General features: G+C 68.9%; 8 protein-coding genes and 2 pseudogenes. 8 read left to right on the top strand and 2 right to left on the bottom strand.

Translation table 11 applies throughout. From position 1 onward, the window contains the following. The first annotated feature begins 3 nt into the window (after nucleotides 1-3). The 4 genes from AB5J53_RS05535 (at nucleotide 4) to AB5J53_RS05520 (ending at nucleotide 8,312) form a co-directional block, all read left to right on the top strand. Nucleotides 4-2,478, top strand: a complete 2,475-nt coding sequence (locus tag AB5J53_RS05535; RefSeq protein WP_369244486.1) for a twin-arginine translocation signal domain-containing protein — start codon at nucleotides 4-6, stop codon at nucleotides 2,476-2,478. 12 nt (nucleotides 2,479-2,490) lie between these two features. Next, on the top strand, nucleotides 2,491-3,531 hold the full coding sequence (locus tag AB5J53_RS05530) for an NAD(P)/FAD-dependent oxidoreductase (protein WP_369244485.1): 1,041 nt from the start codon (nucleotides 2,491-2,493) through the stop codon (nucleotides 3,529-3,531). 605 nt (nucleotides 3,532-4,136) lie between these two features. Further along, a complete protein-coding gene (locus tag AB5J53_RS05525) occupies nucleotides 4,137-5,426 on the top strand; it encodes an alpha/beta fold hydrolase (protein WP_369244484.1) in 1,290 nt (429 codons plus the stop codon). A 1,323-nt stretch (nucleotides 5,427-6,749) separates the two neighbouring features. Next, entirely contained in the window at nucleotides 6,750-8,312 is a 1,563-nt protein-coding gene (locus AB5J53_RS05520) for a flavin monoamine oxidase family protein (protein ID WP_369244483.1), read from the top strand. A 146-nt stretch (nucleotides 8,313-8,458) separates the two neighbouring features. On the opposite strand, the pseudogene AB5J53_RS05515 reads toward AB5J53_RS05520, so the two are convergent. Both AB5J53_RS05515 and AB5J53_RS05510 read right to left on the bottom strand, forming a co-directional pair. After that, nucleotides 8,459-8,674, bottom strand: a pseudogene (locus AB5J53_RS05515) (RNA polymerase sigma factor); the annotation flags it as partial. Between the two features lie 695 nt (nucleotides 8,675-9,369). Then, nucleotides 9,370-10,530, bottom strand: a complete 1,161-nt coding sequence (locus tag AB5J53_RS05510; RefSeq protein ID WP_369252064.1) for a pentapeptide repeat-containing protein — start codon at nucleotides 10,528-10,530, stop codon at nucleotides 9,370-9,372. Nucleotides 10,531-10,811: 281 nt separating this feature from the next. Between AB5J53_RS05510 and AB5J53_RS05505 the strand changes: the two genes are divergently transcribed. The 4 genes and pseudogenes from AB5J53_RS05505 (at nucleotide 10,812) to AB5J53_RS05490 (ending at nucleotide 13,046) form a co-directional block, all read left to right on the top strand. Then, entirely contained in the window at nucleotides 10,812-11,378 is a 567-nt protein-coding gene (locus tag AB5J53_RS05505; RefSeq protein WP_369244482.1) for a hypothetical protein, read from the top strand. Between the two features lie 35 nt (nucleotides 11,379-11,413). Continuing rightward, nucleotides 11,414-11,710 (top strand): annotated as a pseudogene (locus AB5J53_RS05500) (transposase); the annotation flags it as partial. 17 nt (nucleotides 11,711-11,727) lie between these two features. After that, on the top strand, nucleotides 11,728-12,600 hold the full coding sequence (locus AB5J53_RS05495; RefSeq protein WP_369244481.1) for an IS3 family transposase: 873 nt from the start codon (nucleotides 11,728-11,730) through the stop codon (nucleotides 12,598-12,600). A gap of 86 nt (nucleotides 12,601-12,686) precedes the next feature. Then, nucleotides 12,687-13,046 (top strand): transposase, encoded by a 360-nt coding sequence (locus tag AB5J53_RS05490; protein WP_369252929.1) that lies wholly within the window; start codon nucleotides 12,687-12,689, stop codon nucleotides 13,044-13,046. The last annotated feature ends 40 nt before the right edge of the window (nucleotides 13,047-13,086 follow it).

The raw sequence follows: 13,086 nt of genomic DNA, 5'->3' as shown, positions 1-13,086 counted from the left end.
GGCGTGGTGCTCTCGCGGCGCGATCTCATGAAGGGGGCCGCCGCCGGCGGGCTCCTGCTCGGGTTTCCCGGGCTCACCGTGCAGTACGAGGCAGTGGCCGCGTCACCCTCAAGACCCCTGGCCGAGCCGGTCGCGGGCGCCTGCGCCCGGCTCGCCGACCACGGCTGGCGCACGCTCCTGCGCACCGTGACGAGAGGCGTGCTGGACATCGGGGCCCGGGATCTGGCGGCCGAGCTGACCAAGCCGATCCCCGACCTCGACCGTGCGGTCCCCGGCTTCGGGGACTTCGCCCCGACGCTCCCGGCCCGGGGCATCGAGCCGGGCAACCCGGCACGGAGCCTGCTCTACCACGCGTTCGCCTCTGCGGCCGTACTCACCGACGGCCACGGGCGGACCCTCGGCGCGTTCCCGACCCTCGCCGAGATCGAGGCAGTGGAGAACTACGTCTACGGGGTCCGGCCACCCACCCTGGACAAGCTCCGGGAGACTGCCGGGGAGAACCCGCTCGGCGTCGTCGTCTTCGCCCTCGACTACCGCGACGCCACCGGCTCCGTGCACGGCCGGCACGCGGACCTCTGCTTCTCCCGGACCGGGATCACCCGCATGGGCAAGACCGGGCCGCACTACGACGCCCGGAACCGCCAGTTCGTCCCGCTCGACCCGAAGCGGCCGTTCGTCTTCCGGACTGTGCCGCAGCGCTTCGCCCCGTACATCGCCATGCAGGTGACCGGCGCAGACGACCGTCTCTTCGGGCCCCGGGACGTCGTGTCCGGCGACGACGATCGGTCCTTCTGGGTGCCGCTGCACAAGCTGTTCCCCGGCCGGGAGTGCGTGGCCGGCCTGGACCTGTCGCTCTCCCTCGATTCCCACCTGGTCAACGAGAAGCTCAAGCGGATGCACCTCTTCCTGCGGGAGCAGGGCTATCCGACCGAGTGGACCGGCAAGGACCTGGACGCGTTCCCCTTCACCATCAACGGCGACAAGATCGCGGCCCTGCTGCCCCCGCAGCAGGCACACGGCTCGGGGGTCCTCGCCCCGCGGCCCCACCCGTTCGCCAACCGGGCCCGGTTCGAAGGGGAGTGGCTGACCTTCAACGTCTCCTCCGACCTGGTCCAGGACCCAGGCATCCTGTACTTCTCCTCCGTCCAGCTGATCCCCGGCGCGGTCGAGACCGAGCCGACGTACGAGGAGGGCAGCGCACCCGACAACGACCGGCGGTCACCCGAGTACGTCAACATCCGGCACCGCCTGAACGACGACGGTCGACTGGAGGACCTCAACCTCGACCCGGACATGGACGCGATCATCCGGGAAGGCGGCTACCGGGCCCAGCACTGGATCGACTTCGCCGGAGACGGCTTCGTCTCCGTCCACTGCCCGCAGCTCAGCCGGGAGATCGACATCTTCAAGCCGGCCTTCTGCAGTGTCGCGCCCCCCGACTTCTTCCCGTACGTCAACCAGCACGATCTCGCGGTGTGGTGGCGTACGGCCGTTCCCGAGGCAATCCGGGACGCGCTGTGGGCGGTATCGCCGCGCCCGCTCTCGGAGTTCCGGTTCGCCGGCGACATCACCCTCCCCAAGGGCTTCGACATCTACGACGACACGCTCACCGCGGTGGTCGGACAGCCTGCGCCCGGGCAACCGGTGACGCGGCCCCTGCCCGACGACGCGCGCGGCCGGTACACGGGCCTGCCGGACGCGGCGGCCGGAGTGACCGACCCGGGCTGGGAAGTCAGCCAGGGGCTCGTCTACAACGAGCCCGGAGCACCGCTCCAGCGGTACATGCAGGCGTACAGCCTGGGCACGCCCTTCCTGGAGGACGCCAAGCTGTGTGCGGCACTGGGCAGTTACTGGCCGTCCGTGGCGCCGGACGCGACCCGGACCTTCAGCCCGCTCAAGGACGCGCCCGGCTTCGCCTATCCATGGCCGACGATCGTGCCGCTGACGGACGCGGAGATCGGCATGGAAGTGGTCCGCGGGCTGGGCCGGCTGCCGTGGGACGGGATCCGCGGGCCTGAGGCCAAGACCGTCGGCGGGCGCCAGGTGGTCGCGGTACCAGGACATCGACCGGGCGGACTACATCACCACCCAGGACCGTCTGACCGCGCACCTCACCGCCCGCGTGGACCTTGCCGAGACCAAGGCGCGGGTGCTGGCCATGTCGGCGGTGTACTGGGGTCTGGGCATCCACGACCCGGACTTCGCGGCCCGGTTCGGGGACCGCGCGGTCATCGAGATCCTCAAGGCCAAGTCGGCGTGGGCGGTCCTGTCGTTCACGGTGGTGGAGGCGGGCGACGCGGGCCTGGCGGAAGCCGAGCAGGCCACCAGGAGCCGGCTGGCCGGCCCGCGCCGCTACCGCTTCAGGGTCTACCGGCCGGGAGCGGAGAGCCGGGATCCGGGCGACATCCAGAAGGTCCTGGTGGAGATCGCCGAGGACGTGACGGCCTACACCGACGGCCGGGCGGTGCTGCTGCGTAGGGACGGAGGCCCATGGACGCGCGACGCGTCGGTGCCGACGCCGACGTCCTGATCGCCGGGGCCGGGCCCGCCGGGTGCGCGGCGGCGATCGTCTGCGCAGCCGGCGGGCTGCGGACGGTCCTCGCCGAGCGCGCGCCCGGCCCCGGGGCACGGCCGGGCGAGGCCCTGCATCCGGGCGCCGAGACCCTGCTGGCCCGGCTGCTGCCCGACGGCTTCGGGGACGCGGTCGGGGCCCGGCACGAGGGCATCACGGTCGGGTGGGGCGCAGCGTCCCGGTTCGAGCCGTTCGGGCAGGACGGCAACGGGTCCTGGCGCGGCTTTCAGGTGGACCGGCAGCGGCTGGACGCGCTGCTGCTGGACCGGGCCCGGCAGGCGGGCGCGGACGTCCGGCTCGGCTGCCGGGTCCTGGAACCGGTGGTGGAGGGCGGTGCGGTGACCGGCGTGCGGTTCAACGGGGCCGCGGCACCGCTGCGCACCGGTACCGTCATCGACGCCACGGGCCGGGCCCGCTGGCTCAGCCGAGCCCTCGGCCTGACCGGCCCGCTGCGTTCGCCCCGGCTGCTGATCCGGTACGGGTACGCCGCCGGGTCCTGCCCGGAGCGGGACGCGGCACCGGCGATCGTCGCGGACCGCACCGGCTGGACGTGGACCGCGCGGGTGGCGCCCGAGCGGTACCAGTGGATGCGGCTGGATTTCGTACCGGTGCAGCCGCAGCGGAGTGGGTTGCCGGAGGAGTTCGCGGGCCTCGTGCCGGAGGGGCCGGCACGGGCGGCGGACGTCAGCTGGCGGTTGTGTCCGGCCGCCGCCGGGCCGGGCTGGTTCCTGGCCGGCGACGCGGGTGTCCTGCTGGACCCGGCCTCCTCGCACGGGGTGCTGCGGGCCCTCCTGTCCGGCTGGACGGCGGGCTCGCTGACGGCGGCGGTCGCCGACCGGGCCCTGGAGGCGGAGCAGGCGGCGGGGATGTATCAGCGATGGCTGCACGAGGGCGCGGAACGGGACATGGCCCACTTGTCCGCCAGATACGCACAGCTGGGGGCCTGCGGCTTCGGCTGACGCCCCTGGGGACGCCGCCTGCGAACTGCCATCGACCACCTCGTCGACCAACACCTCGTCGTCAACCACGTAGCCCACCACTCTCGTGGGCTTCGTCGCGACCTCCGGGGCGGCGTCGATGGCCGGGCCCATCTGCGCGGGAGGCTGCCTGTGCGGGTCCGCGTCCGATCGGCCGAGCCTGCCTGGCAGGGTGCCACGCCCCACCGAAGGATGCTGCTGACGGCCCACCCCGGACGACAGGCGGGTACGGCACGAGGGCGGCCGTACCCGCCCGATGCGCAACAGCCCAGGCAGGAGATGCAATGCACGCCAGACCAGACAGTCACGAGCGCCCGACGGACGGGTACGCGAACCACAGACCGAGGTTGCGGAACCGGCGACGGGCATGGCTGTCCGGAACCCTTCGCTCCGGGAGGCTCCGCGGGGCCGGGGCCCGGAAGCGGTGGCTCGTGCTGTCTCTGTGCCTGATCATGGGTGCCGTCGGCTCTGGCGAATCAATGGCTGCTTCCAGCCGCCTCGTACCGTTGTCCAAGCTCTGCGACGAGGTACCGACCGGCGTCGCAGTCCGGGATCACTGGCTGAGGTTCAGGGTGCCGCCCGGGCTGATGCCGGACCCGCAGTTCGACGGGCGCCCGGCCAGGCTCCAGGTACACCGCGTCAGCCCGGTGTACGCGAACGGCAAATGCCGGTCGGTGCCCAACAGGGCTGCGGTGCTGATCCACGGCGGGACCCAAACCGGGCCGCCGGTGTTCGACCTGCGACACCCCGCCACCGGCGGCGGCGAGCTGAGTGTGCAGAAGGCCCTCGCCCGGGCGGGAGTCGACACCTTCGCCCCCAATCTGATCGGCTTCGGCCGCTCGACGCACTTCGAGGACGGTCTGGACGATCCCGGCAACGCGAGCCTCAGGCCCTACAACGCGGATGGCACCTGTCCCCACCCCGAGGGGTGCGACCGCACTCATGTCCCGTTCCCCCTCGATCAGCAGGGGACGCTGCTCCTGACGAATTCGCTGGGCGGGGAGCGGCGCGCTCACTCGAGCAACGTCCGCTTCGCACGCGTCGACACCTTCGTGCGGGACATCCGCCAGGTCATCGACGACGCCATCGCGCGCTCGAAGCCGACGGACGGCAAGGTCACCCTGCTCGGCTGGTCGTTCGGCGGGCAGCTCGCCGCCCGGACGCTGTACGCGGCCAATCCGGTCCTTCCCGGAAGCGCCGGCTACATCGCCAAGGTCAATCGCGTCGTCTTCCTGTCGTCGGCCTTCGGCTTCCCGACCGAGGAAACGCCGCCGCCGACCGGCTTCGCCACGTTCCCGCTGCGCGTCAGCGACCCCTCATCCGCCGCGGCCGCGCTCTGGCGCATGCCGCCAGAGCGCGAGGCGGCCTGCACCGGCCACGTCGTACCGGGCAGCCCGGAGCAGTTGCGGTCGCAGATGCTGGAGCAGGAAACCGTGGGGCGCGAGTGGGGAGGGACCGACCCCAACAACCCGACCGGCCTCACCCGATCACCGGTGTTCTCCAGCTACGGCTGGAACACCACCGTCGCGGGACAGCTGACCACGCCCTCTCTGGTCATCCACGGTTTCGAGGACACGGTCGCGCCGCCGGCCAACGCGCCTGCCATCTACAACGCTCTGCCGGCATCGATGACGAACAAGGTGCTCGTGCAGGTCCAATGCGCGAGCCACGCACTCCTCAACGAGGGCTGTTCCGGCCAGCGTTGCACGCCACAATCGGGAACCCCGTACGGCGGGCGCCCCGGCGAACCCTGGGCCGGACCCCATGCCACGCTCAAAGCGGCACTGATCGAGTGGATCAAGAACGGGACCTTCAACGGCGCCGCGAACGGACAGTTCACCGTCGACGCGAGTGGCGTGGCGAGCTCCGGCACATAGAGCCGCTCACGGGCCTCCAGATGAGTGCCGCCCCAAAATGTGTGAGGGGCTCCCACATCGTGGGAGCCCCTCACACATGTGGCGAGCGGCTTGCTCCCTGGTGTCCGAGCCAGGACTCTGACGGCCAGTGACCACTTGCCGGACGGTTCGTTGATTCCGTGTAGGCCCTCGCGACGCGCCCGCCGTTCGTCGCCAGTGTCTCCGTCCGGCGAGACCCGCACTATGTGCGGGTCTTCGTCGTTTGCTCGCCCGGTTACTTCCGCTGGGTCTGCTCGACTTCAGGTCGGCACACCGGGCACAGCGGGCCGCCGCCCGATCCGTACCGGTGGGTGGGCTGGCCGCAGCGTGCGCAGGGCTGAGTATGTAGGGGAGTTCCAGCAACGGTTGTCGTTCAGCGCGGGCAACGCCGGGAGTTCGCGGGGAACAGTGTTGACGAGTTCCAGCAACACCTGGGGGCTTGCGGTGGGAGCATGGGGGTGCTCCATACCGCTGGGGGCCGCCGATGATGTTGAAGTCGAGGACCGAGCTGTACGCGGCGCCGGCCAACGCGACCACCATCTACAACGCTCTCCCGGCATCGATGACGAACAAGGTGCTGCTGCAAGTGCAGTGCGCAAGTCACGTCTTCCTGCAGCAGGGCTGCTCCGGCCCACGCTGCACGCCAGAATCGGGAACCCCTTACGGCGGGGCGCCCCGATGAACCTTGGGCCGGACCTCATGCCACGTTCAAGGCGGCGCTGATCGAGTGGATCAAGAGTGGAACCTTTAACAGTGCCCCGAACGGGCGGTTCATCGTCGACGAAAGTGGTGTGGCGCGACCCGTCACGTAGACGGCCCCGGGTCTCCACATGATGGGCCCGATGCGTGAGGGGCTTCCTGCGGCGTGGGAGCCCTTCACACTCGTGGCTGGTGAGGGGCCGTAGGCGGGCCCGGACACCATGCCTGCCGTCGCGCTCGGGGCGATCTGCCAGGCAGCGCCGGGTGCGGTCAATGAAGAACTCCAGCTTGCTCATGGGGTGACAGATCCGCCGGGCATCGCACGGGTCCTCTCGTACGGCAACAGACTCGCCGACGTCAGCCGCCCCCCGCTGGCCCACCGCCCAGGTTCAGCCAAGGCCCCACGATCGTGCGTCCGACGTGCTACGCGACCAAGATCGAGTGTCTAGCGCCAACCAGCTGTACCGATGGTCCCCACGGCCGCCTTTGGCGCGCTGGAAAAAGTGGATCTGCCTGAGGTGTCGCAGTCGGGTCTCTGGCATGGCAGGGGGAGAATTGCGTAGAACCCTCGCACTTCCTATGAAACCTGATCATTAGGAAAGACCTATGGCCCGCACGCCGCTTGCACAGTCGCTTCAGGATCTGGCCGCCACGCTGAGCGCTCCGCGCGGGCTGACGCGGCGGGGGCTGCTTCGAGACGCGGGGATGCTGGGGCTCGCCGCCGCGAGCGCGAAGTCTCTGGGGTGGCTGGCCCCGTCGGCGAATGCGGCGACCGCCCCCCGGATCGTGGTCGTCGGCGCGGGGCTCGCGGGCCTCACCACGGCCTACCGGCTGAAGCAGGCCGGCCACACCGCGCAGGTGCACGAGTCCTCGGACCGGGTGGGCGGTCGCTGCTGGACCCTGCGCGGGGCGTTCGCGGACGGGCAGCAGGCCGAGCACGGCGGCGAGCTCATCGACCAGGGCCATACCGCGATCCGCCACCTTGCGCAGGAACTCGGCCTCAGGCTGGACAATCTCCTGGTCGCGGAGCAGAACGGGACCGAGTCGCTCGGCTTCTTCGACGGCGCCCCCTACACATTCGCGCAGGCAGCTGCTGACCTGCGGCGGGTCTGGAGGAAACTGCATTCGGACGTCGTGGCAGCCGGCTACCCGACGCTCTACACGAGCAGCACCCCGCGCGGGCGCCAGCTGGACCAGATGTCGATCGTCGACTGGATCAACGAAAGCGTGCCCGGTGGAGTCAGCTCGAAGCTCGGGCAACTGCTGGACGTCGCCTACACCATCGAGTACGGGGGCGATTCGACCCAGCAGAGCGCGCTCAACCTGCTCTACCTGCTCGGCTATCACGGTCAAGGGCAGTTGCACATCTTCGGCGCCTCAAACGAGAAGTACCACGTGGCAGGCGGCAACGATCAGATCCCGGCCCGCCTCGCCGAGACCCTCCCGGGGCAGATCACCCTCAGCTCCGAACTCATCGCGATCAGGCTGAACACGGACGGCACCTACACGCTCTCCTTCCAGCAGGGGACCAACGTGAAGGACGTCACGGCCGACCAGGTCGTGCTCACGCTGCCCTTCTCGATCCTTCGCTCCTCGGTCGACTTCACACAGGCCGGCTTCAAGGCCCTCAAGCAGACGGCGATCGCCGAGCTGGGCATGGGCACGAACTCGAAGCTCCACCTCCAGTTCAGGACAAGGCACTGGGAAGGCCTCGGTTCCAACGGCGAGACGTTCGCCGACACCGGCTACCAGAGCACATGGGACGTGAGCCGCGCCCAGCCGGGAGCCTCCGGCATCCTCGTCGACTACACAGGAGGCACGATCGGGGCGAGCTTCGGCACCGGCACGCCCCAGACCCGGGCGCGTCGGTTCCTCCGCCAGATCGAGCCCGTCCTGCCCGGGATCAGCGCGCAGTGGAACGGTCTCGCGACGATCGACTTCTGGCTCGGCCACCCGTGGACGAAGGGGTCGTACGCGTACTGGCAGGTGGGTCAGTACACGAAGTTCGCAGGAGTCGAGCGCGAGCGGGAGGGGAACTGCTACTTCGCCGGCGAGCACACGTCGATCGACTTCCAGGGCTTCCTGAACGGGGCCGTCGAGACGGGGGAGCGGGCTGCCGGCGAAATCCTGGCGGACGTGAGGCAGCGGCTGCGTAAGCCGATCGCGTGATTGCCGTCCCGCGAAGGCAGCTTGCGGACAGCTTCCAGAATGGTGAGCTGTTCTTCCCTCAACGCCAGGGCGTCACGACCGCCTGCCGTCTGGCCCGGAAGCTCATGCGGATCCGTGCTCAGGCCCTGACGCTGCCTGGTCATCTGTTCTCGGCTCAGCCTTTGGCGGGCGATTTTGAACAGCCAGCCCCTCACGTTCTCCAGCGTTTGGATCCGGCTCCAGTACCGATGCGCGGCGATCATTGCTTCTTGGGCCGCGTCGTCGGTCAAGGCGAGATCGCCTTCCAACCAGATCAGATAGCGCCGGACTTGAGGTTCCCACTGGGTGAAGAATCGAGCGAACTCCTCCGCTCCCGGCTCCACGCATGTACCCCTCTCCCCCTGCCGCCCGCTCAACCAGGAGACCGCTCTCTGACGCTGTCTCCGGCGATGACCGTGCGGCGACCCTGGGCTGTATCTTCCACCCTCAACCCGTTGCCGGGCAGCCGATCGAGCATGGCGACCAAAGTGGCCCGGCGCTCCCGCTCCAGTCCAGCTCTGGCCCGGCCTCGCGCGAGCTCGTGCAGGACGTCCCAGAGATTCGAGCTTCCAGCGCGGGACCGCAAGACCAGCCCAACTACGGCCAGAAGTACAGTCCCTATCGGGACCAGAACCTCAACACTCACCGGGCGACTCCGCCTGCATCCCGCCGTGGCCCCATGCCACAGTCCTCCCCACTACAAGGCCAGCGAGCCAGAACGGTTGAAAGCCTGAGCAAGATCTTTTGGTCCCGGAAGAAGGGGTGTCGGTAAGAACCGCACCGCCGTCTGCTTCGGGGCGCGCGTCCGGGAGGGCGGGAGGGCCTAGTGCAATGTGCTGGGCCCCGCCTTGTGGGGCACAGCCGTTCCCACCAGGTCAAAGGTGGCCCCGGACCAAAAGGATGATGAGGCCTACGGCGCCGCTATCTGGGGTTTCGAGAAGGCGTGAGGCATGTGAGGCACCGCCCAAAATCGCGTACTTGCCTCACGGGTATACACGGGGTCATGAGGCACGTTAGCCATATGCGGCCCTGACCCCAACTAGGAGCCTGTCGGTTGCCAGGCTGTCGCCAGGTTGACCCCATCCGGCAGGGGAGATCCCGCTGCCGGAATCAGGCCAAGCGGGACGGCCCCCCTCGCCTCTTGGAATTCGACTGTGCCGCCGGAGAACACTGCGTAGTGGAAGTTGACCGAGTCGCTGGAGAACGTGGCTCCGGTGAAGTCGACAGTGCCACCGGAGAACGTTGCCCCGCCGAACAAGACCCGCCCGTCGAACGTCGCGCCGAGGTTGACCGTGCTACCGGAGAACGTTGCCGAGCCGAAGAAGAGCGCGTCGTCGGGGAAGATATTCCCGATGAAGTCGACCATGCCGCCGGAGAACACCGCTTGGCTGAAGTTGACCTGGCCGCCGGGGGAGAACGTTGCCCCTCGGAAGTCGACCAGGCTGCCGGAGAACACCGCTCTGCTGAAGTTGAGCCCGCCGCTGGGGGAGAACGTTGCCCCTCGGAAGTCGACCACGCCGCTGGAGAACACCGCTTCGCTGAAGTCTCCGCCGTCGAACATGACGCCGGTGAAGTCGAAGTCGTGGCCTTGCCACGAGTGGTGATGCTCGAGTGGCAGTCGGAGGTGGTTGCGGATGAGGCGGATGGCGGTGTGCCGGACTTCCAGCAGAGCCAGGTAGGTGTGGCGGGCTTCCGCGTCGTCTGCCGGCAGATCGGCTTCGGCGATGTAAGGCAGTCGGAGGTACGCGCACACGACATCGATGCAGGTCTGGCGCAGTGCGCGGGTAGGGGCGTCGTCGGCGAGTCCGGCCAAGGCGTGTACGCCGCCGAGGCGGACAGCGGCGGATTCGTCGCCGAGCTGGGAGACGGCGGTGGTGAAGCGTTCGGTGTGCAGGCGGGTGGCGTCGCGCAGGGCTCCGTCCTCGTCGACGCGCTGGCGGCGGTAGGCGACGACCAGGGCGACCAGGGCGCCCGCGCCAGCGACCACACCGAAGGCGAGCTTGACCAGGTCGAACAGCGTCTTGGAGTCGATGCGTCGTTCGGGCTTCAACTCGCGTGCGCCGAGCAGATCCCACCCGGTGTAGAACACTGCGGCGGCAACCAGAACCGCAATGGTGAAGGCCAGGACCAAGACGATGCCGACGGGCCACAGGCGCAGGCCGCGCCGTTCAGCCTGGCGCCGGGGTAGACGTGGGCTCATGACCGACAAGACTGAGCAAGGTGTACGACTGGTTGCAGCCGACCTCGTCGCCCAGGCATCTACATGCCTCATGTGCCTAATCGCCCGCTATCCACATGACCTGCGCCAGTGGACCACCACACCTAGATAGGTAGAGCTGCCGACGCCATGGGCCATGCCGCGCATCAAGTGCTGGTGGACATGCCACTCCCTCAACCGACGGCGAAGCCACTAGCGGCTGCCGCTGCCCCTGGCACGCCTCTAAACTCTCGATTCCCAGAGCAGAGAGGACGGCCCGTCAGGTGGCTGCGCCGGACGATTCGACATCCCAGAGTGGTGATCCTCAGCCCTCCGACCCGCAGCCAGACGGCAGCGACGGCCAACGGACCCTGCGCCAGCGCATCGCGGACAGATGGAACAGCCTCGGGTACGTGCGCCAAGCAGGTGTTGTGATCGGCGGCGTGGCCGTTGCAGTGGCCGGAGTCATCCTTATCTCCCTTTCCAACCCCCGCGCGACTGCGCCCTCCGCGTCGGAGGAGGAGGCGGAGGACACCGACCTGCTCATCACCCGCCGGTGGACCAACCATGTAGGCGGCTACTTCGTGTGCAGTCACATGGGGTGTGCGAAGAAGGTAGATCCGACCATCTTCGGTCACGACTGCTGCGGCCGCTGCTGGCCCGGCCGGGACTGCCAGAGCGCCGCGCAACGCGATTACGACGGCCCCGGCGGCTTCGCTCACAACTACTTTGAGGTGGCCCTGCGCCCCGGCATCTGCGAAGACTGCGACGAACCCCCCGAAGCACACCACTGGGTGTTCGACCGCCACCACGGCGACCGCTACCGCCGGGCTGGGCTTGATCCGCTTTGACGGACATCTGAGATCAGGGGTTCTGCCCCGGAAGGATGTCCATCATGGAGAGCATGGGGAAGAAGAAGCCTCGGCCTCGCCGTTCGTTCACGCCGGAGTTCAAGGCCGAGATCGTCGAGCTGTGCCGGCGCGGTGACCGTTCGGTTGGTCAGGTCGCCAAGGACTTCGATCTGACGGAGACGGCGGTGCGGCTGTGGGTCAGCCAGGCCGAGGTCGACGCGGGCGAGCGTGACGGGCTGACCAGCAGCGAGCGCGAGGAGCTGGCCGCGTTGCGGCGGGAGAACCGCAGGTTGCGGGAGGACGTGGAGGTCCTCAAGCGGGCCACGGCTTTCTTCGCGAAGGAGACCCGGTGACGGTGCATCCGTTCATCGAGGCGGAGAAGCGAGACGGTCACAACGTCAAGCGCGCGTGTGAACTGCTTAAGGTCTCCCGAGCCGCCTTCTATGCCCGTCGCAGTGGCAGGCCCGGTTCGCAGGCGGTCCGCGATGCCGAGCTGACCGAGAAGATCACCGAAGTCCATGAGACCTCCCGCGGAACCTACGGAGCCCCGCGCATCCACGCCGTCCTGCAGCGGCAGGGCGAGGGCTGCGGCCGCCGCCGCATCGCCAGACTGATGCGCAGCGCCGGACTGCAGGGCCGGCACCGCAGGCGGCGGCAGCTGACGACGATCCCCGACCCGCGGGCCGCCGCTCGGCCCGACCTCGTCGTTCGCGACTTCGCTCCCGCCCAGGACGGCCTCGACACCCGCTGGTGCGGTGACATCACCTACGTTGCCACCGACGAGGGCTGGCTCTATCTGGCCACCGTCATCGACATCGCCTCCCGCCGCGTGGTCGGCTGGTCCACCGCCGACCACCTGCGGACCGAACTGGTCGCGGACGCTCTCAGGTCCGCCTGTCGCCTGCGTCGTCCCGCCCGGCCGGTGATCTTTCACTCGGATCGCGGCTGTCAGTACACCAGTCAGCAATTCGCCGCCCTGGCAAGGGAGTTGGGCGTTCGGCTTTCCGTCGGGCGCACCGGGCAGTGCTGGGACAACGCGCTAGCCGAGTCGTTCTTCGCCACCATCAAACGGGAGTTGCTCGACACGAGCTCCTGGCGCAGTCGGGCCGCAGCCCGCACCGCGATCTTCGACTTCATCGAGGGCTGGTACAACTTGCACCGGCTGCACAGCAGCCTCGGCTACCGCAGTCCCGCCGAGTACGAGACCGCACTCGCGGCCTGACCACCACACCGATGGTGTCCGTCAAAGCGGAGCAAGCTCAGGGCCGCCTAAGAAGCCATCTCATTTGGTTGAGTACGCTGTCGACCATGGCGGGGATCGTTGAGCGGCTGGTGCCGGACGAGTTGTGGGAGCTGTTCCAGCGGGTGGTGCCGGAGGCGCCGTCGCGGCCTCAGGGTGGTGGTCGGCGCCGGCACGGCGACCGCGAAGTGTTGGCCGCAATCGTGTTCGTGGCGACCTCGGGATGCACGTGGCAGCAGCTGCCGACCGCGTCGTTCGGGCCGTCCGGCGCGACGGCTCACCGACGATTCACCGAGTGGACGAAGGCCCGAGTCTGGGCCAGACTCCACCGCCTGGTCCTCGACGAACTCGGGTCCCGCGGTGAGTTGGACTGGTCCCGGTGCGCGATCGACTCGGTCAACATGCGGGCCTTGAAAAGGGGGATCTGACAGGCCCGAATCCTGTAGATCGGGGCAAGTACGGGTCAAA

Source organism: Streptomyces sp. R41 (assembly GCF_041053055.1).
In the GTDB taxonomy this organism is placed as follows: domain Bacteria; phylum Actinomycetota; class Actinomycetes; order Streptomycetales; family Streptomycetaceae; genus Streptomyces.
This window is presented reverse-complemented; position numbering and strand designations above follow the sequence as displayed.